The organism is Kitasatospora sp. NPDC057692 (assembly GCF_042799475.1).
Taxonomy (GTDB): Bacteria; Actinomycetota; Actinomycetes; order Streptomycetales; family Streptomycetaceae; genus Kitasatospora.
Genome location: NZ_JBHVIV010000090.1, coordinates 1 through 19,291, shown reverse-complemented (window position 1 = coordinate 19,291; position 19,291 = coordinate 1). Strand labels below are relative to the sequence as shown.

The window sequence follows — 19,291 nt, the reverse complement described above, 5'->3', positions numbered from 1 at the left end:
TCTAGCCGGGCAGCTCGTCGACGAGGTGGGCGGTGATCGCGTTGATGGTCGGGTGGTCCCAGGCCATGGTGGGCTCGACGACGAGGCCGAAGCGGTCCTCGACGTCGCCGCACAGGGTCAGGGCGTAGACGGAGTCCAGGCCCAGCTCGGCGAGTTCGGCGTCCGCGTCGACCTCGGCCGGCGTGACGTCGAGGTAGTAGGCGACCCGGTCGACGAGCCAGCCGCGGATGGCCTGCGGCGAGGTGTCGGAGTCCGGGGCGGTCGGGGCGGTGTCGGCCGCGGTGGCGGTGGCGGAGGCTTCGGTCATGGGGCAACTCCCGTGACGGGTCGGGCCCGCGGGGCGAGCCGGGTGCGGAACAGGTCGAAGGTGCGGTCGTCGTGGTGACGGGTGGACAGCTCGTCGAAGAGCGCCCCGGCGGCGGCCGGGGGCAGCGGTCCGCGGCGCGGACCGAGCCGCCCGGCGAGCCGGTGCAGCGCCGCGGTGACCCACAGCGGGTCGGCGAGGAAGCCGTCGGAGCGCGGCGCCGCCCGCCAGACGCCCAGACAGGCCGCGGCCGCGAGCAGCAGCGTGTAGCGCTCGGCCAGCAGGAAGGAGCGACGCCCGGCGACCGGGGTCCGCTCCAGCGGCGGCAGGGCGCCGGCGCGGCGTGCCAGGTCGGCCAGGGCGTCACTGAACTCTGATGCCAGGGAGGCGAGTTCTGCCAGTTCCGGGCGGTCGGCAGCCTGGTCGGCCAGCTCCCGGGCGAACCGCGGGAGCAGGGCGGCGAGGCCGTCGGCCCCGCGCGTGGTCAGCTCCAGCCGGTCGAGGTCGAGCGGCGGCAGCGGGTCGTGCAGCCGGAACAGCGCATCCCCGTCCTCGGGCCCGGCGGTGCCGGCGTCCAGCGCGGGCCGCCAGGAGCGCTCGGCGAGCCGGGGCAGCTGCGGGACGATGTTCGCCAGGCACACCGCGCCGCTGGCGTGCGCCAGCGCCACCACGGGCAGGTCGCGGGCCGTCTTCTGGAACGCCGCGAACGGCCCTTCGCGCAGGTAGCCGCGGGCGCCCAGCACCACGCCGAGCCGGTAGGAGCTCTCCTGGAGCAGCCTGGGCACGAGGTACTTCACCGCCGCCGCGCGCACGCTCGCCTCGGCGGGCCGCAGGTGCAGGGTACGCGCGGCGACCATGGACAGCGCGTCGCAGACCAGGAGGTCCGCGAAGGCGTCGGTGAGCACCGAGCGGGGCAGCGGCAGCGCGCTCACCGGGCCGCCGTACAGCCGGCGCTCCCCGGCGAAGGCGAGGACCGTGCGCAGCTGGCTGTCGCCGACGCCGACGACCATGCCGGGCAGCACGCAGCGGGTCACCTGGAAGACCTTCAGCACGGTCTCCATGGCGCCGCCCTCCTCGCCGAGCAGGGTGTCGGCCGGGACGGGGCAGGAGTCGAAGCGCGCACCCCCCAGCAGGCAGCCGCGGACCCCGGAGGTGGGATAGCGGGCGCCGCGTTCGAGCCGCCCCGCGGGCAGGGCGTCGAGGTCGACCAGCAGGTGCGAGTGGCCGCGGCTGCCGGGCCGTTCGCCGGTGCGGGCGAAGAGCACGGCGGCCTCGGCCCGGCCGATGTTGTTGACCAGCTGCTTGCCGCCGTCGAGGAGGTAGCCACCGTCGGCCGCGGGCCGCGCGGCGAGCGAGATCCGGGTGAAGTCGCTGCCGTGGTCGAGCTCGGTGTAGGCGGCGACGATCCGGCCGCCCGCGAGCAGCAGGTCGGCGGACCGCTGCCGCTGCTCGGCGGTGCCGTCCGACCAGATCGGCAGCCCCGCGATGAAGCTGGTGACGCCGTGCCCGATGCCCAGGGCGCAGTCCCGGCGGAAGACCGACCGCATCAGCAGCGCGAACCGGTCGGAGCGCTCGAAGCGGCCGCCGAGCGCGGCCGGCACGAACTCGGCGCCCAGCCCGTAGGCGGCCAGCGCGTCCTCGCCGTCCGCGGACAGCTCGCCGCGCTCGTCGGCGTCGAGGACGGCCGCCAGGCCGAGCGGGTTGGCGGGGTCGTGCGGGTCGCCGAGCAGGCCCTCCAGGCGGTCGAGGCGCTCCAGGGCGGCGTCGGGCCGGGTGCCGTCCGCGCGGAGCCCGGTGGCGCTCGTGGTCGACAGGTCCGTCATGGCGCGTCCTTGGGGGAGGAGGTGGGGGCCGGCGGGTCGCCGGCCGTGCCGCCGGTGTCGTCGGTGTCGGCGGCGGCGCCGGCCAGCGGGCAGTGCAGCAGCGAGAACAGCAGCCCCCGCTCGTGCTGGGCGTGCAGCGCGGGCAGCAGGGCGTCCAGGGCCGGCCCGTCGGCGTCGTCCAGGTCGGGTGTGCCGGTCGAGCGGACCAGCAGACGGGCGAGGACGGCGTCCAGCCAGGCCGCGTCGCGCCACAGCGGGCCGTCGGCGACCGCGCCGCCCCGGTTCTCCAGCCAGAGGTGGAGGGCAGCGGCGCCGGCGTACACCAGGGCGTACCGGCCGGCGGAGGCGAACGCCGCCTCCGGGACGGCCCGGGCGCTGTGCCGGTGGGCGGCGAGCTCCCCGTGCACCTCGTCCGCGAGCACGAGCAGCCGCTCGGCCCGCTCGGCCACGGCGGGCGGGGCCAGCTCCTTGACCCGGCGCACCGCCTCCGGCAGCGACTGCACGACGCTCACGCCCGAGCGGGCGTACAGCGTGAGCCGGTCGTGGTCCAGCTCCGGCGGCGGACCGTCGAGGCGGGCGGCGGACACGACCCCGTCCCGGTCGGCGAGGCCCTTGCGGTAGCCGCGGGCGAGCACCGGGAACTGGTTGATCAGCGAGTTGAGGTTGACGGCCGTGCTGCCGTCGAAGATGCCCACGATCCGGTGGTCGCGCTCCAGCTTCTGGAAGGCGCCGTCGGCGAAGTCCTCGACCAGCATCGCGCGGGCGCCGAGCAGTCCGCGCAGCGCGCCGATCACCTCGTCGCCGAGGGTGGGCACGAGGTACTTCACCACCGCGGAGACCGCGCTCAGCTCCTCGGTCAGCGTGTGCGCGGAGCGGGTCGCGACGAGGCTCGCGGCCTCCATGGCCAGCAGGTCGGCGTAGGCCTCGGCCAGCGTCCGCGCGGAGTGCGGCAGGTCGGCCAGGCGGCGGCCGTAGAGCCGGTGGGTGCGGGCGAAGCCGGTGGCGATGCGCAGGGCGTGGTCGGCCATGCCGAGGGACATCGCCGAGCACAGGGTGCGGGTGATCTGGAAGCCCTTGAGGACGATCTCCAGGCCCGCCCCCTCGGCGCCGACCAGCGCGTCGGCGGGGAGCTCGGCGCCGTCGAAGGCGATGCCGCTGATGTCGGCGCCGCGCACGCCGTGGGTGCGCACGCGCGGAAGGGGGCGCCAGGTGCCGGGGGCCAGCCGCGCCTTGTCGACGAGCAGCAGGCTGAAGCCGCGGCTGCCGCCCTCGGGCCTGGTGCGGGCCAGGACGGTCACCAGGTCGGCCCGTCCGGCGTTGTTGATCAGCCACTTCTCGCCGTCCAGCCGCCACCCGTCCGCGGTGCGCTCGGCGCGGAGCTCGCCGGCGAGCAGGTCGCTGCCGTGGGCCCGCTCGGTGAGGGCGAGGGAGACGACGGCCCCCTCGCCGACCCGGCGGGCGAGCTCCCCGGCCTGGTCCGGGCGCCCGGCCAGCCAGACCGACACGGCGCCGAGGTAGGTCTTGGCGTGGCCGAGCGCGACGGTGAAGTCCCGTCGGGCCAGGATCCGGATGAGCTGGGACAGCTCCTCGGCGCTGCGCAGCTCGCCGCCGAGGCGGGCCGGGGCGAACCACCGGGGCAGCCCCAGGGCGTCCAGTTCCCGGCAGACGTCCGCCGGGAACTCCTCCGCCCGGTCGGTCCGCGCGCTGCCGCGGTAGGAGAACGCCGACCGCCCGTCCGCCGGATCCCCGAGCCGTACCTCCAGCTCCCGGCCGAGCGCGATCGGGTCCCACGCCCCGTCCGCGGCGGCGGCCGGCACCCGCAGGGCTCCCGTGTCCCGGTCGTCCCTGTCGTCCCTGTCGTCCCGGTCGTCGTTCCGGTCGGCGGGGGTGCGGAAGGCGGAGTGCAGCTCGGGGGACAACTCCTCGGCCAGTACGGCGAGTTCGCCGCTCTCGAAGAGGGTGCGCATCAGCGTGCGGCGGATCTTGCCGCTGGTGGTCCGCTGGATGCGCCCGGTCCTGACGAGGACCACGCCCCCCACCCGCACGCCCAGGCGCCGGGCCAGCCGGGCCCGGGCGGTGCGGGCCAGGGCGGCGAGGGTCCCGGCGGGGATCCCGCGGCTGTGGACCTCCTGGACGGCGACGACCTCCTCCCCGACGGAGCCGCCGGGGCGGGAGCCGAACACCGCGGCGGGCAGGTCGGCGAAGGCCGGTTCGAGGTCGCGCAGTTCGCGCTCGATGTCGTGCGGATACAGGTTCCGGCCGTGCACGATGATCATTTCCTTCAGCCGGCCGGTCACGTACAGGTGGCCGTCGCGCAGCGCCCCGAGGTCCCCGGTGCGCAGGAACGGGCCCGCGCCGTCGGCCGTGACCGCGCGGAACGTCCGCCCGGTCTCCTCCGGCCGGTTCCAGTAGCCGAGCGCCACGCTGTCGCCGCGGATCCAGATCTCGCCGATCCGGCCGTCGGACAGCGCCGCGCCGGTGCCGGGGTCCACGACGCGGACGTCGAGTCCGCGCACGACCCCGCTGCTCACCAGCTCCGCGGCCCGGGCCGCCCCGCCGGCGCGGCCCGCCGCCTCCGTCACCAGGCCGGCGGCCAGCGCCTCCGGGTCCGCGCGCAGCACCGTCGGCGGCTCGGCCGCGGGCGTGCCGGAGACGTAGAGCGTGGACTCGGCGAGGCCGTAGCCGGGCAGCAGGGAGTCCGCCGAGAAGCCGGCGCCGGCGAACCGCTCCGCGAAGCGGGCGAGGGTCGCGGCGTCGACGGGCTCGGCGCCGTTGCAGGCGTAGCGCCAGTGGGACAGGTCCAGCCCGGCGGTCTGCTCCTCGGTGAGGCGGCGCGCGCACAGGTCGTAGGCGAAGTTCGGTGCGCAGCTGATGTCGGCCCGGTGCCGGTCGATGAGCCGCAGCCAGGAGGCCGGCCGCTTGAGGAACTCGGTCGCCGACATCAGGACCGCGGTCCCGCCCAGGTGGAGCGGGGCCAGCATCATCGCGATCAGGCCCATGTCGTGGTAGGCGGGCAGCCAGCTGCACCAGGTCATGTCGCCGTGCCAGCCGTGGCTGTCGCGCATCAGTCGCAGGTTGTGCACCAGGGCGCCGTGCGGGACCATCACGCCCTTCGGATCGCCGGTCGATCCGGAGGTGTACTGCAGGAAGCACAACTCGTCCGGGCCGACGGCGTGTTCGGTCCAGGCCGCGGCGTCCCCGGCGTGTTCGGCGGACTCCACCGCGGCGGCCGCCAGGCCGGCGAGCGCGCCCGGCTCGCCCTCCAGCCAGCGCTCCACCGCGGCCAGGCCCGCCGCGTCGGTGAGCACCAGCCGGGCCCCGGTGTCCGCGGCGATCGCCGTCGTCCTGGCCTCCTGGCGCCCGAAGCCGCCGGGCAGGGGCACCGGGACGGGCACGGCGCCCGCGTAGAGGCAGCCGAGGAAGGCCCGGACGAAGCCGGTGCCGGGACCGCAGGACACCAGCACCCGGTCGCCGGGGGCCACCCGCCCGCGCAGCCACTGCGCCACGGACCGCGCGGCCCGGTCCAGTTCCGCGTAGGTCAGGTCCTCCTCGGCCGGCCCGGTGCTGAACCGGACGGCGCTGCGAGCGGGCCGGTCGGCGGCCCTGCGGCGCAGCACGCCGACGAAGCTCTCGAAGTCGGTCACCCCAACGACTCACCCTCTGCGGCCGGTTGGGCCGCGGTCGCACAGCAGCGGTATGGCTCCCACTCAACCGGCGCCCGCTATGCGCCAGCTATATGCGGCCCACCGGGCATCGCGAGGGGGATCGGTCGGAACGGCGGTCGGCGAGTGGCGGCCGCGCGGGCGGCGCGGGCGAACGGAACGCGGCCGCGGTACGGCGCCCGCGGGGCGGCGGCGTACCGCGGCCGCCGGTGCCGCGGGGCCGGGCCGGGGCAGGGGCAGGGGCCCGGTGCGGGCGGTCCGGTCCCGGCCGGCCATGCGGGCGGCTCAGCCGCAGCCGCCCGCATGGCCGTCGTCGACGGTCCGCCCGTGCCCGTCGGGCGCGGGTCGCGGACCGCCCGGCGGTTCCGCGGGGCCGGGGGAGCGCCCGGCGAGGGCCGACACGAAGGCGGGCAGCCGGTCGACGCCCCAGTACTTGTCGTAGTGGTCCACGAAGAACGGCACCCCGAAGACGCCGTCGCGCTGGATCTCCAGCAGCACCCGCACGCCCTCGGCGCGCAGCCCGGGGTCGTCCGACGCCGACGCCAACTCCTCGCCGTCGAGGCCGAGGTGGACGCCGAAGCCGCCGATCACCGACCGGTCGCAGATGTCCTGCCCCAGTTCCCAGCGGGCCCGGGCGGCGAGCGCGATGTACTCGGCGCCCCTGCCGTGCCGGGCCGCGGCCAGATAGCCGAGGTGCGGCACCTCCCAGACCGGCTCGCGGTCCACGGGCCAGCTCAGGGCCAGTCCCCGCTCGGCGGCCAGGCGCCGCACGTCCTGGAGGATGTAGCGGTGCTTCTCCGGGCTCATCGGGGTGTAGGGGAAGGCCCCGCCGGCCTCCGCCAGCAGGGTGCGGCTCAGCTCGTCCGGCTCGAAGAACGGCACCCACTCCAGGGTGGCCGCCACGCTCCGGTGGTGTGTCGTCAGGTCCTGGTAGGCGAGCCAGGAGTAGGGGCTGCGCAGCGAGAAGTAGAAGCGCGGGGGCCGCCGGGTGCGGCGGCCCCCGCCCGTCCGTCCGCTCACAGCGCGATCCCGCCGTCGACCTGGAAGACCTGGCCCGTGACGTACGCCGCGTCCGGCGAGACCAGGAAGGAGACCAGCGCGGCGACGTCCTCCGGCCGGCCGAACCGCTTCAGCGGGATCCGGCGCAGCATCTCCGCGGACACCTTCGGCGGCAGCGCCGAGGTCATGTCGGTGTCGATGAAGCCGGGGGCCACCGTGTTGGCCCGGATGCCGTGCCGGCCGCCCTCCTTCGCCAGCGACCGGGTGAAGCCGATGATCCCGGCCTTGGACGCCGAGTAGTTGGTCTGGCCCGCGTTGCCCGCGACGCCGGCCACCGAGGAGAGCGTGACGACGGCACCGCCGCCCCGCTTGATCATCGGGAAGGCCACCGCACGGCACAGGTTGTAGGTGCCGTCCAGGTTGGTGCGCACCACCGCGTCCCAGTCCTCGTCCGGCATCAGCACCAGCGGGCTGTCCCGGGTGATGCCGGCCGAGGTGACCGCGGCCGAGGCCGGGCCCAGCTCCGCCTCGGCCGCGGCGACGAAGTCCCGCACCTGGGCGCGGTCGGTGACGTCCACCCGGCGGGAGAGCACCCGGCGGCCCAGGTCGAGCACCTGCTTCTCCGCCTCGGCGGCGGCCCGGGCGTCGGAGCGGTAGCAGAAGCCGATGTCGTAGCCGTCGCGGGCCAGCCGTTCGACGACCGCGCGGCCGATGCCGCGGGACCCTCCGGTGACCAGGGCGACCTTGTCGCCGGGGGTGTCGTCCGCTGCGGACATCACGTCGCTCCTCATGTCTTCGGCCGGGCGCTCTCGGGCGCCGGCAGCAGTTCCGAAACATCGCGCAGCGCCACCACGAAGGAGCCGACGCGCAGCACCTCGCGGCCGGCGGCGTAGGTCTCGCCCGCGAGGACCGCCGTCTCGTCGACGGACTTCACCAGGCGCACCCGGTGCTCCAGGACGTCCCCGGGGTGGACGCGCACGCCGAAGGCCACCTCGTTGATGGCGCCGGCCAGTTCCACCTTCCCGGCCAGCACGTCCGGGTTGGGGTTCTCCCACACGGACAGCAGCACCGCGGACTGGGCCCAGGACTCGATCACCAGGGAGGTGGGGTAGGCGTAGTCGGCGGGCGCGGCGTCCTGGCCGAGGGAGGCGTAGCAGGGCTCGTTGCCGGAGACCGCCTTGAGCGCGGTCAGGCTCTCGCCCGGGGTCACCCGCGTGACGCGGTCGACCAGGAGGATCTCCCCGCGGTGCGGAATGGTGTTCTTGATGCGGTCGACGCCGTACCCCGTCACGAGGTGCTCCCTTCCTGGTCCCCGTCGCGCCCGACCCGGTAGCGCAGCCGGATGTCGGCGACCTTGCCCCGGTCGGTGGCGACGGCCGCCTTGCACAGCAGTTCGGTCGGGCCGCCGGCGACCGTGACGTCGGCCAGCACCCGGTCGCCCGGGAAGACGGGCCGGTGGAAGCGGCACCGGTCCATGGCGACCAGCTCCAGTTCGCCGGACGCCCCGGCGGCGTTGTCCTCGGCCCACCGGCGGACCGTGCGGTGGGCGGCCTCGATGAGGAACACCCCCGGCAGCACCGGGAACCCGGGATAGTGCCCGGCCATCACCGGGCCGTCCTCCGGGGCGTCGAAGGCGCTGAGCGCCCCCGTCGGCCCGGTGCGGATCAGCTCCAGGTCGCCCAGCGGCGAGGCGGCGCTCACCGGGCCTCCCGCAGCTTGCGGTCGAGCAGGTCGTAGGTGCCCTGCAGGGAGGTGATCGAGGTCAGCTCGGTCTCGGCGAGCTTCACGCCGTACTCGTTCTCCAGGCGCACGGTGATCTCCAGCGCCATCAGCGAGTCGACGTCCAGGTCCTCCGTGAAGTGGGCCTCGTCGGTGACCTCGGAGGCGTCCAGGTCGAGGACCTCGGCCACCAGGTCACGCAGCTGTTCCTTGTCGAGCACGGGGGCGGTGGTGTCGGACATGGGTACACGGGTCCTTCCGGATGGGGTGGGCGTACGAAGGGTGCGGGTGGAGCGGAGGGCGGACGAAGGGAGCGGGTGGAGCGGAGCGCGGACGCCGCCTCAGCGCGGACCGGTGCGCAGGACGACCGCCCCGGTCTGGCCGTCGGGGTCGACCGAGGTGACGAGCACGGGGCGGTCCGGCTCCCCGGTGGCGACCGCGGCCGCCAGCTGGAGGGAGGCGGAGGCGGCGCCCAGGTCGCCGATCAGGTGGCGCAGGCGCAGCCGGGGCGGCCGGTGCTCGCCGAAGACCTCGGCGAGCGCCGCGTCCTCACGGCCGCCGAGCGGGCCGCCGCAGTCGGAGGGCACCAGCAGGGCGACCTCGTCGGGCCGGACGTCGGCCTCCTTGAGCGCCTCGGTGACGGTGCGCACGACCGCGTGGCGGGCGCGCTCCGGGGTGTGGAAGGCGGCGAAGCGGCTGCCGAGCAGGGTGGCGAGGACGGGGCGGCCGTGGGCGCGGGCCCGGTCGAGCGGCTCCAGCAGGAAGAGCGCGCAGCCCTCGCCGAGCGGCCCGGTGGGCTGCTGGTGGGGTCCCGCGGTGCGGGCCCGGTACTCCAGCCAGGACCGCTCGGTGGAGAACTCCTCGACGGCGCCGCACAGGACCGCCTCGCAGTGGCCCCGGCGCAGCAGCCGGGCCGCGTAGTTGAGGGCGAGCAGGCCGGTCGGGGCGCCGCCCGCGACCGTGGTGTTGGGACCGCGCAGGGTGTGCCAGATCGCGCTCTGGCCGGCCGCCCGGTTCATCACGGTGTTGGGGAACAGGGCCGGGTCGACGTGGAAGGGCTTCTCGCCGGTCAGGGAGTCCCGGGTGAAGTCCATGATGCTCTGCACGCTGCCGTGCCCGGTGCCGAGCACCATGCCGACGGCCTCCGGGTCGTCCTGGGCCAGCCCGCCGCCGGCCCGCTCCAGGAGCATCCCGGCGGTGGCCACGGCGAGCGCGGTGGCCCGGTCCATCGACCGGGTGCCCTTGCGGCCCAGGACCGCCCTGGCGTCGAAGTCCGGGACGCGGCCGGCCCGTTCGTAGGGGCCGGGGCCGACGGCCGGGTCCGCGGCGCGCACGCCGTCCCGGCCCTCCCGCACGCCCTCGGCGAAGGCCTCGGCGCCGAGCCCGTACGGCGAGGCGGCCGACCAGCCGGATACGACCAGGGTGTCCGGGTCCGCCCCGGTGGCAAGACTGACACTCATCGCTGTCTGCTCCTGTCGGTGAAGGTCGTGGGGGTCGTGGCGGGTCGTGGGGGGTGTGGCGGGTCAGCCCCAGGCGCCCGCGGCGGCGTGCAGTTCCGCGCCGTCGACGCCGATGGTGTTGCCGGTCAGCCAGGAGGACCCGGTGCGCGACAGCAGCGCGACGGCGTCCGCGACGTCCTCGGGCCGGGTCAGCCGGCCGTGCGGGTTGTTCTCGGCGGCCCGCTCGACGTAGCCGGCGTGCTCCGGGATGCGTTGCAGGGCGGGGGTGACGGTGGTGCCGGCCCGCAGGGCGTTCACGGCGACGCCCCGGGGGGCCAGTTCGCAGGCCAGCTGGCGGACATGGGTCTCCAGGGCGGACTTGGCCGCCGAGACCGCGCCGTAGCTGGGCAGTGCCTGCGAGGTGCCGGCGCTCGTCATCGCGTAGACCTTCGAGCCGTCGCGCAGCAGGCCCGCCGCGAGCAGGTCCTGCGTCCAGTAGACGAGGCTGTGCGCCATGACGTCGAGGGTCATCTCCAGCTGGCGGGCGGTGAGCTGCTTGTCCCAGCCGGCGCGCGGCAGGAACGGCACCAGGCTGCCGAAGGCGAGCGAGTGGACCAGGATGCGGACGCCGCCGGTGCTGCCGGTCAGCTCCGCCAGCCGGGGGACCAGCTCCTGCCGGGTGGCCCGGGAGGAGGCGTTGGCGTTGAAGAAGTGCGCCTCGACGCCCTTGCCCCGGATCTGTGCGACGAGTTCCTCGACCTCCCCGGCGCGCGAGGCCGTGTCGAAGTGCACGCCGGCGACGTGGACCCCCTCCTCGGCGAGTCCCAGGGCGATGGCCCGCCCGATCCCGCTGGACACCCCGAGGACCAGGCACCAGCTCCCCTCAAGCGACTTCAGCATGCTCCGACTCCTGTGTGCGGTGGGGCGGTTGGACGGGTGCGGGAGGGACGGACGGCGCGGTCACGGGGGAGGCGCGCACCAGCGCCACCTGCCCGGCGCCGGTCGCGCAGACGACCAGCCGGCTGCCCCCGTCCCGCGCGGTGGCGGCGTGGGCCACGGCCAGGGCGGGGCCCAGGCACCCGGCCCGCGGCGCCGGATCCACCGCCGGGCGGCCGGGCGGGGCGGAGTCCCGGGGCGGGGCCGGGCGGTGGGCGGCGACGGCGGCCGCGACCGCCGCGGCGACCGGGGAGCCGTCCAGGTCGAGGTGGACCGCGGCGGGGTCCTCCGGAACGGCGAGCTCCGCCAGCGCCGCGGCCAGGGCGCGGGCGGCACGGGTCCGCCCCGCCGGGTCGGCCAGGGCGGCGGGCGGGAGGAACAGGGAGCGGGCCCGCACGGTGGCGCGGACCGCCGAGCCGCGGGCCCGCGCCCCGGCCGGCGTCTCCAGCGTGAGCACCGCGGCGCCCTGCTCGCCCCCGCCGCCCCGGCCGTCCGGGAGGGGCTCCTCGGTCGCCGCGAGCACCAGGGTGTCGGCGCGGCCGGACGCCAGCACCAGGGCCGCGACGGACAGCGCGTCCAAGGCCGCCGTCCGGGCCGTGGCGACGGTCAGCGCGAAGCCGTTGAGGCCGAGTTCGAGGGCCAGCCGGTTGCCGAGGACGTTGACCGCGAAGTACGGGGCCGACGAGGGGGAGATGCCCGCCGCACCCGGCCCGGCGACCGTGGCGTCCATGGTGTCGAAGAGGTCGGCGAGTCCGGCGTTGGTGGCGAGCAGCAGCCCGCGCCGCTCGGCCGGGACGGCGTGCGGCCGGCCCCCGTCGGCGAGCGCGCCGCGCGCGGCGGCGATGGCGTACCGGGCGGCCGGCGGCAGGTACTTGTAGCCGCGCGGCCCGAGCCGCTCCCGGTGGTCGAACCACCCGCCGGCCCCGGTCGCGGGCTCCCCGCCCGCCACCGCGGCCACCTCCGGCACGTCGCCCCACGGCGTGACCACACCCGCCCCGGTGACGACGAGGTCGTCCGCGGACACATCGGTCATACCGGCACTCCCTCCTTCCGCTCCGCCGCCCGAGCGCTCCCCGCCAGCACGAGCGAGGCGTTGTTCCCGCCGAACCCGTAGGCGTTGACCAGCACCCGTCGCGCCCCGGTGGGCAGCGGCACCGGCCCGTCCTGCGGCAGCGACACCGCGCACTGCGGGTCCTGCTCCTCGACCGGCACGTTCGGCGGCACCGTGCCGCGGCGCAGGATCAGCGCCGCGGCCACGGCGGCCAGCGCGGCGGAGGCCCCGCCGGTGTGGCCGAGGAGCGCCTTGAGGCTGTACAGCGGCACCTGCGCGGCCCGCGCCCCGAGGACCTCGTGCAGGGCCCGGCTCTCCAGTACGTCGTTGAGCCGGGTGCCGGTGCCGTGCGGCACCACGCAGCCGATGTCCCCGGCCGTGCCGCCCACGGCCTCGCGCATCGCCCGGACGATCTGCTCGCCGTCGGCCCGCGGCGCCGTCGGATGGTCCGCGTCGCAGCTCCAGGCGACCGCGGACAGCCGGAGCGCGTCGGGTCCGGCGCCGGCCGCCGCTCCGCCCCGGGCCCGGGCGTGTGCCGCGGACTCCACGACGAGGATGCCGGCGCCCTCGCCGAACACCGTGCCGGCGCGGGCGTCCGCGAAGGGCCGGCAGCGCTCGGGGTCGACGGCGCCGAGCCGGTTGAAGCAGCCGAGCGCCACCCGCGAGTACGCGTCGGAGCCGCCCGCGATCACCACGTCCGCCAGGCCGGCGCGCACCAGGTCCGCCGCGATGCCGAGCGCGTACGCCCCGGCCGCACAGGCGTTCCCGACGTCGTGGACGGCTCCGAACAGGCCGAGCTCGGCGGCCAGCGCGCCGGCCAGGCGGAACGGCGGCGTCCAGGCGCCGTCGTCCCCCCGGCCGCGCTCGTTGGCGCCGGGTTCGCCCATGCAGCTGCCCAGCACCACGGCCGTGCGGGCCGAGGCGAGGGCCGCCGCGTCCAGTCCCGCGTCGGCCAGCGCCTCGGCGGCGGCGAGCGACGCGAACCGGGTCGCCCGGTCGGCCGCCAGGTCGGGGTCGGGCACCAGGCTGATGAGCGGCAGGTCCATCCCGGCGAACGGGTCCGCCGGCCGGTCGGGCAGGCGGGTGCCGGCCGCCGTCATGGCCCGCCACAGGGTGTCGGCACCGGCACCGTGGCAGGTGACGGCGCCGACCCCGGTGACCACGACCTCGACCTCGCGGTTCATGCCGTCCGGCCCTCCAGGGCGGCGTTCATGCGGTCGTCGAAGGCGACCAGGGACCAGTCGCGGCGGTTCTCGATCACCGCGTAGCCGTGGGTGATCCGGCCGGTCGAGGTCTGCACCGGCTTCCCGTCGCGCACCACGTAGGTGTCCACGCGCGAGTCGTAGGTGAAGCCCTTGAAGACGCTCTCGACGGTGAGGACGACGTACATGTCCTCCTCCATGCGGGCCTCGTCGAGGACGGTGATGCGCGAGTGCGGCACCACCGGGATCCAGTTCTGCTCGTCCAGCAGGGTCTTGATGGACACCCCGCGGTCGGCGACCAGCCGGTCCTTGGCCTCCTCCATCAGCCGGAGGTAGCCGGACATCTGCTGGCGCTCGGTGAAGTGGCAGTACCAGTAGGGGATGCGGAACTTCCACGCGTAGGCGTTGCGTCCGGCCGTCAGCTGTTCGAGCGCGTCGTGCGCGGTCAGATCGGCGGTGACGGGCTCCGGGGTCCAGCCGGGCGTCGCGGCGAGCCGGTCGACCGCGAACGGCGCGAGCGCGGCCGGCAGCGGCAGCTCGCCGCCGCCGCGCGGGTCGAGGCGCAGCTGGACGCGGACGGTGGCGGTCACGGCCTTGAGCAGGCTCTCGCGCCGCACGTGCAGGGTGACGGCGAACAGCAGCTCGCCGTCCTTGGCCCGGCGGTGCGGCCGGACCTCGGCGACGGCCGTGTCGTCGATGTGGAAGGCGTGCAGGATCCGGGTGTCGATGTCCACGATGTCCGTGCACAGGCCGTACCGCTCGTAGATCCCGCCCGGCGCGACGCCGGCCTGTCGGAGGTGGTTCAGGACGGCTTCCTCGACCAGGTAGTTGACATGCTTGAACCCGATCCAGGTGCAGATGTTGGAGCCCTCGTAGCGGGGGCGGATCTCCAGGGAGCTGGGCTCCCGCAGAGCGAGGACCGCGGCCTCGATGTCGCTGTCAGCGGTGTGGGTGGTCACGTCGACTCCGGTGCGTAGAAGTGGAGTTGCGGTACAGGGCGAAGAGCGGGTGGGGCTGCGGGCGGCGGTCCGGCGGTGGCCGGGCCGCCCGTCAGGAGGCCGGGGAAGGCCTCGGTGAAGAGGGTGTGCACGGCGGCGGCGAACCGCTGCGGCTGCTCCGCCATGGCGAAGTGGCCGCAGTCCTCGAAGAGTTCGAACCGGCCGTCGGGCAGGGCCCCGGCCAGCGCGCGGGCGTCGTCGGGCGGGGCGGCGAAGTCGTCCGCGCCGGCCACCACGAGCACCGGCAGGCGCAGCGCGGCGACGTCGAGCCCGGGGCTGCGCAGGTACGCCCCGAAGAACTGCTGCCAGCCGTAGGGGCCGACCCGGTCCCGCACCCGCATCGCCATGGCGGCGCGCAGCGAGGGCGTGACGCGGTCGCCCGCGCTGATCCGCAGCCCCTCGTCGAGGATGCGGTGGAAGCCGCTCAGGTAGTACAGGGCGTCGTCCCAGGTGAAGTCCTCGGGAGCGCGCCGGTGGAACGGTGCCACGACCACGGCGGCCCGCGGCGCGCGGCCGGGTGCCCGCCGCGCCAGCACCTCCAGGCAGGGGCCCGCGGTGAAGGAGTGCACGATGACCGCGTCGGCCCCGCCGGGCACCGCGTCGAGCGCCCGTTCGACGTGGTCCGCCGGATCGCCGTGCACGCTCCACTCGGGGTCGCCCTCGGCCCCCCAGGGCAGGACGCCGTCCCAGATCTCGACGCCGTCCGGGGCGAGTTCCCCGTACGGGCGCCAGACCGAGGCGGATCCGGCCAGCCCGTGCAGCACCAGCACCCGCACGGGCGGGGAGCCGTCCCGGGCCGGCCGGCGCAGCCGCGCGGCGGCCGTTCGCGCGTCCGACGGCGGCGGACCCGCCGTCCGGTTCACCGGGTGCCGTCCGGGGGCCGCGCACCCGGTGCGGCCGCCGGGACCGGGCCGGTCAGCAGCAGCGCCGCACCGGCGTCGTCCCAGCCCGCGTCGCCGGTGCCCGCGCTGGCGAGCACCGCCTCGGCGCCGTCGGGGCGCCCGCCGGCCCGGCCGTCCAGCCAGACGGCGGCGGCCGCGCACTGCAGGACGCCGAGCGCGCCCGAGGCGGAGCCGTGCAGGGCGGACAGGTCGTGGACGGGCGCGCCGCCCGCCCTGGTGCCCAGCCCCGCCGCGGGAGCCGTCACCCCCTCCGGGTGCTCCGGCACGCACCACAGGCCGACGGCCCCGGGGTGCCGGGACCGCACCGCGGCGACCGCCCCGGCGTGGTCGCCGCGGCGGGCGTAGGGGCCGACGGCGGCCAGCTGCCGGGCGCCCCGGGCAGCGGCCGTCGCGGCCGGCTCCAGGACCAGCGCGACCGCCCCGTCGAACAGTTCGGGCACCGCGGGCGGTTCCTCCCCGACCTGCCGCGCGGGTGTGCCCGTGACGTGCCGCACGGCGGCGTTGTCCGGCTCGACGCCCAGGACCAGGACCTGTTCGACCCGGCCGGCCGCGATCAGCAGCCGGGCCCAGTTGACGGCGTCCAGGCCGGAGGTCGGCCCGTTGCACAGCGTCAGGTTGGCGCCGCGCAGCCCGTGCGTGATCGCCACCCAGGAGGCCACGACGTTGCTGGAGGTGGCGGGCAGCATCATCGGACTGGTCGCCAGGTAGCTGGAGTCGGCGATGGTCCGGACGGTCTCGCAGACCGTGTCGGCGTTGCCGTAGTTCGTGCTGACCACGACGCCCACGCTCCCGCCGGGCACCGTGAGGTCCCCGGCGGGGTCGGTGAGCCCGGCAGCGCGCAGCGCGTCCGCGGCCGCGACCATGGCGAGCTTGGTCGCGCGGTCCTTGTAGCGCAGCCCGCGCCCCGTGAGCCGGGAGACGGGGTCGGCCGCGTCGTGGTGACCGGCGGGCAGCGGCCCGAGCAGGTCCTGCGGCCCGGTCAGCCCGCGTATCGCGGTGCCGAGCCCGGTGATCACGGTGTCCACCGTGTGTGGGGTCCTCACTGGCCTCCTCCCTCAGGACGCATCGGGTACCGGGATCAGGTCGTCGACGCGCTCGACGACCGCGACCGCGTTGAGGCCGCCGAACCCGAACGAGTCGATCTGGGCGAGCCGCAGCGGCTCCTGCGCGTGCACGGCGCCGTCGCGCACCAGGCGGAAGCCGGCCACGGCGTCCACTGGGGTGTCGAGGTACACCGTCGGCGGGACGGTGCCGGTGCGCAGCACGTCGACCGCCGCGACCAGGCTGTGCAGCCCGGAGGCGCCCGCGGTGTGCCCGGTCATCGACTTGATCGCCGTCATGTAGGGCGACGGGGACAGGTCCGCGAAGACCGTGCCGAGGGCGCTGGACTCGGCCTCGTCGTTCAGCGGCGTGCCGGTGCCGTGCAGCATCACGAGGTCGATGTCCGCGGGCCGCACCCCGGCCCGGCGGTGCGCCTCCCGGACGGCGGCGGTGATGCTGTCCGCGTCCGGTGCCGACGGGTGGTGGGCGTCGCAGTTGACGGCGACCCCCCGCACCCTGGCGTGCACCCGGGAGGCCGGGCCGGGGCCGTCCGCCTCCCGGCGCAGCACCACCGCCACCGCGCCCTCGCCCTGGAGCATGCCGCGCCGCTCCCGGTCGAAGGGGCGGACGCGGTCGGGGGCCTCGGGGTAGCAGCGGTCGAGCAGGCCGTAGGTGCTCTCGGTGATGGTGTCGACCCCGGCCACGACGACGGTGTCCGCCGCGCCCAGGTCGAGCAGGTCGGCGGCCATCGCCAGGGTGTACAGCGACGCCGAGCAGGCGTTGGCGACGGTGTGGGTGTCCACGGCGCCGAACCGGCGCCGCAGCATGGTCCCGAAGTGCAGGTCCGCCGCGTCGAACGGGATCCCGTCCCGCCACGAGAGCTCCACCGAGCGCAGCTCGCGCAGGGTGGTGCCCACCAGGACCGGGACCTCCGACAGGTCGTCGCCGAGCCCGGCGTCGGCCGCGGCCTGCGCCACCGCCTGTTCGAGCCAGCGGGTGGCCCGGAGCGGTACGTCCACACCCGGGGCCGGGCGGTCGTCGATCTCGTACGCCACCTGGGCGCGGAACTTCCCCCGGTCGTAGCCGCGCAGCGGTGCGAGCCCGCTGCGGCCGGCGACCAGCGACGCGAAGATCTCCTCGACGTCGGCACCGATGCTGGCGACGCCGCCCATCCCGGTCACGATCCAGCTCATGCCGGGCTCCCCGCGGGCTCCGGACGCCGCTCGTCCCGGTACGCCCCGAGGATCAGCACCGCGTTGTTGCCGCCGAACGCGAGCGCGTTGTTCTGCACCACGTCCAGTTCCGCCTCGACGGCCCGGTTGGGAACGCAGTCGACGCCGCACTCCGGGTCGGTCTCGCGGTGGTTGATGGTCGGCGGGATGAACCCCTCGGTGATCGCCAGTGCGCAGGCCGCCGCGGCGACGGCGCTGGCCGCCCCCATGCTGTGGCCGATCATCGACTTGATGGAGACCGTGCGGGGCACGGACCCCTCGCCGAACACCTGGCGGATCGCGCCCGCCTCCGTGATGTCGTTGGCCCTGGTGCCGGTGCCGTGCGCGGAGACGAAGTCGATCTGGTCCGGCGTCACCCCGGCGTTGCGGTGGGCGATCCGGATGGTCCGCGCGATGCTGTCCCGGTCCGGGGCCACCGGGTGCAGGGCGTCGCAGGCGAGCCCGTACCCGAGCACCTCGGCGTAGATGCGGGCTCCGCGGGCGAGCGCGGTGTCGAGGCTCTCCATCAGGAGGATGCCCGCCCCCTCGCCGGTGAGGATCCCCTCGCGGTCCTTGTCGAAGGGCCGGCACACCTCGGGGGCGATGGTGCCGAGGCGGTAGAAGCCGGTGAATGTCTTGCGGCACGCGGCGTCGGCGCCACCGCACAGGGCGATGTCGACATCACCGCTGCGCAGGGCGTCGTAGCCGTAGCCGACCGCGTAGTTGCCGGCCGCGCACGCGGTCGGGATCGTCACGGCCTCCACGTCCTCCAGCTCCAGCTCGCGCACGATCCCGGCCGACAGCCGCCCGGCCGGGAAGCGCCGGGCGACGGCCGGGTCGTACGCGCCGGGGCCGCCGTCCAGGCTCGCGGCGACGAGCTGGTCGAGGTCGCGGGACTCGCCGTCCGTGGTGCCCACGGACACCAGGGAGCGGCGGGAGCGCACGTCCGCCACGGTCAGACCGGCGTCCGCGACCGCCATCCGGGCGGCGGCGACCGAGAACTGGCTCGCCCGGCCCAGTTCCTCGGGGTCCTGCCGGGTGATCCACCGCTCCGGCGCGAAGTCGGTGACCTCGCAGCCGTTGGCGTGGGCGAATCCGGTCGTGTCGAACGCGGTGATCGGCTTGACGCCGCTGCGTCCCTCACGGAGCCCGGCGGTGAAGGCCTCGACACCGATGCCGATGCTGGTGACCAGACCGAGCCCGGTGATGACGACCCGGCGGCCGGCGGCCCCGGGGTGCGGGCGCCGGGGCCCGCCGTGATCTCGCGTGCTGCTCGAAGCGTTCATCGAAGCTCACCCATCTGGCGGTCGGGACGACGGATCAGCTCTGCGCGGCCTCGGCCACCACCGCGTAGACGCCCTGAAGGTTGACCATGCGGCTGAGCTCGCTCTGGTCGATCGTCACCTTCTGGGTCCGCTCCAGGGCGGCGAGGATCTCGATCGCGCGCAGCGAGTCGGCGTCGTGCTCCTCCTTGAAGAGGCTGGTCTCGGTGACCTCGTCCTCGTCGATTTCGAGGATGTCGCAGACGAGATCCTTGATCTCCTGCTTGCGGGCAGCGTCAAGGTCGTTCGGCAGACTCGTGTTGGTCATCTCGACTCCCGTCCGGATCGGTGTCGGAGTCCGGTGACTCCGCCCGTGTGGTGAGTCGAGGGTGGAATCGGCCGCTATACGCGGCCTATACGGTCGGACCCGGCCGCCCGGTCCCGGGGCGCGGCACGCGGTCCCGCCACCCGGCCCGACCAGCCGAGTCACCCGGCGGCGGAGCGGGAAGTCGGGTGGGTCGACTTCCTGTGCGCGGTGGGTGGTGTGGGGTGGGTGAATCTGTGGACCGGTCTACATATTCGTTTGCTCGGCGTCGGGGGGAGTGGGGGTGGTGCGGAGGTGGGGGCGGGGCAGGGGAAGGGGCGTGGGGGCGGTACTGGGGCGGGGCGCCCTACAGCGACCAGTGGAGGAAACAAAAAAAACCTCCCCAACCACAAAAACAACAAAACGAATGACAGGAAG

At 75.7% G+C, this 19,291-nt stretch carries 18 protein-coding genes; all 18 read right to left on the bottom strand.

The features are described from left to right. Position 1: 1 nt before the first annotated feature. Positions 2–307 carry an acyl carrier protein gene (locus ACFVFS_RS34180; RefSeq protein WP_380628771.1) on the bottom strand — a complete coding sequence of 102 codons (306 nt, stop codon included), beginning with the start codon at positions 305–307 and terminating at the stop codon, positions 2–4. Beyond that, positions 304–2,127 (bottom strand): acyl-CoA dehydrogenase family protein, encoded by a 1,824-nt coding sequence (locus tag ACFVFS_RS34175; protein WP_380628770.1) that lies wholly within the window; start codon positions 2,125–2,127, stop codon positions 304–306. The genes ACFVFS_RS34180 and ACFVFS_RS34175 overlap by 4 nt, the downstream gene beginning before the upstream one ends. Further along, entirely contained in the window at positions 2,124–5,771 is a 3,648-nt protein-coding gene (locus ACFVFS_RS34170; protein WP_380628769.1) for an AMP-binding protein, read from the bottom strand. The genes ACFVFS_RS34175 and ACFVFS_RS34170 overlap by 4 nt, the downstream gene beginning before the upstream one ends. 303 nt (positions 5,772–6,074) lie before the next feature. Beyond that, the gene (locus ACFVFS_RS34165) at positions 6,075–6,809 is read right to left on the bottom strand and encodes a 2-hydroxychromene-2-carboxylate isomerase (RefSeq protein WP_380628768.1); all 735 of its coding nucleotides are present in this window, start codon (positions 6,807–6,809) and stop codon (positions 6,075–6,077) included. After that, a complete protein-coding gene (gene fabG, locus ACFVFS_RS34160) occupies positions 6,806–7,564 on the bottom strand; it encodes a 3-oxoacyl-[acyl-carrier-protein] reductase (protein ID WP_380628767.1) in 759 nt (252 codons plus the stop codon). Before fabG ends, ACFVFS_RS34165 begins: the two co-directional genes overlap by 4 nt. Positions 7,565–7,575: 11 nt before the next feature. After that, complete coding sequence (locus ACFVFS_RS34155; protein WP_380628766.1) at positions 7,576–8,079, bottom strand: 3-hydroxyacyl-ACP dehydratase FabZ family protein; 504 nt, start codon at positions 8,077–8,079, stop codon at positions 7,576–7,578. Then, positions 8,076–8,489 carry a hypothetical protein gene (locus tag ACFVFS_RS34150; RefSeq protein ID WP_380628765.1) on the bottom strand — a complete coding sequence of 138 codons (414 nt, stop codon included), beginning with the start codon at positions 8,487–8,489 and terminating at the stop codon, positions 8,076–8,078. Before ACFVFS_RS34150 ends, ACFVFS_RS34155 begins: the two co-directional genes overlap by 4 nt. After that, complete coding sequence (locus tag ACFVFS_RS34145; protein WP_380628764.1) at positions 8,486–8,749, bottom strand: acyl carrier protein; 264 nt, start codon at positions 8,747–8,749, stop codon at positions 8,486–8,488. Before ACFVFS_RS34145 ends, ACFVFS_RS34150 begins: the two co-directional genes overlap by 4 nt. A gap of 99 nt (positions 8,750–8,848) precedes the next feature. Next, positions 8,849–9,967, bottom strand: coding sequence for a beta-ketoacyl synthase N-terminal-like domain-containing protein (locus tag ACFVFS_RS34140; protein ID WP_380628763.1), 1,119 nt, complete (start codon positions 9,965–9,967; stop codon positions 8,849–8,851). 63 nt (positions 9,968–10,030) lie between these two features. Next, on the bottom strand, positions 10,031–10,846 hold the full coding sequence (locus ACFVFS_RS34135) for an SDR family oxidoreductase (RefSeq protein ID WP_380628762.1): 816 nt from the start codon (positions 10,844–10,846) through the stop codon (positions 10,031–10,033). Beyond that, positions 10,830–11,915, bottom strand: a complete 1,086-nt coding sequence (locus tag ACFVFS_RS34130) for a beta-ketoacyl synthase N-terminal-like domain-containing protein (protein ID WP_380628761.1) — start codon at positions 11,913–11,915, stop codon at positions 10,830–10,832. The genes ACFVFS_RS34135 and ACFVFS_RS34130 overlap by 17 nt, the downstream gene beginning before the upstream one ends. After that, positions 11,912–13,117: a beta-ketoacyl synthase N-terminal-like domain-containing protein gene (locus tag ACFVFS_RS34125; RefSeq protein WP_380628760.1), complete on the bottom strand. Its 1,206-nt coding sequence runs from the start codon at positions 13,115–13,117 to the stop codon at positions 11,912–11,914. Before ACFVFS_RS34125 ends, ACFVFS_RS34130 begins: the two co-directional genes overlap by 4 nt. Next, positions 13,114–14,094: a hypothetical protein gene (locus ACFVFS_RS34120; protein WP_380628759.1), complete on the bottom strand. Its 981-nt coding sequence runs from the start codon at positions 14,092–14,094 to the stop codon at positions 13,114–13,116. Before ACFVFS_RS34120 ends, ACFVFS_RS34125 begins: the two co-directional genes overlap by 4 nt. Next, the gene (locus ACFVFS_RS34115) at positions 14,091–14,996 is read right to left on the bottom strand and encodes an alpha/beta fold hydrolase (protein ID WP_380628758.1); all 906 of its coding nucleotides are present in this window, start codon (positions 14,994–14,996) and stop codon (positions 14,091–14,093) included. Before ACFVFS_RS34115 ends, ACFVFS_RS34120 begins: the two co-directional genes overlap by 4 nt. Beyond that, on the bottom strand, positions 14,993–16,078 hold the full coding sequence (locus ACFVFS_RS34110; protein WP_380628757.1) for a beta-ketoacyl synthase N-terminal-like domain-containing protein: 1,086 nt from the start codon (positions 16,076–16,078) through the stop codon (positions 14,993–14,995). Before ACFVFS_RS34110 ends, ACFVFS_RS34115 begins: the two co-directional genes overlap by 4 nt. Positions 16,079–16,090: 12 nt before the next feature. Further along, a complete protein-coding gene (locus ACFVFS_RS34105) occupies positions 16,091–17,269 on the bottom strand; it encodes a beta-ketoacyl synthase N-terminal-like domain-containing protein (RefSeq protein WP_380628756.1) in 1,179 nt (392 codons plus the stop codon). Next, the gene (locus ACFVFS_RS34100; RefSeq protein WP_380628755.1) at positions 17,266–18,573 is read right to left on the bottom strand and encodes a beta-ketoacyl-[acyl-carrier-protein] synthase family protein; all 1,308 of its coding nucleotides are present in this window, start codon (positions 18,571–18,573) and stop codon (positions 17,266–17,268) included. The genes ACFVFS_RS34105 and ACFVFS_RS34100 overlap by 4 nt, the downstream gene beginning before the upstream one ends. Positions 18,574–18,607: 34 nt before the next feature. Further along, on the bottom strand, positions 18,608–18,877 hold the full coding sequence (locus ACFVFS_RS34095) for an acyl carrier protein (protein WP_380628754.1): 270 nt from the start codon (positions 18,875–18,877) through the stop codon (positions 18,608–18,610). Positions 18,878–19,291: the final 414 nt, after the last annotated feature.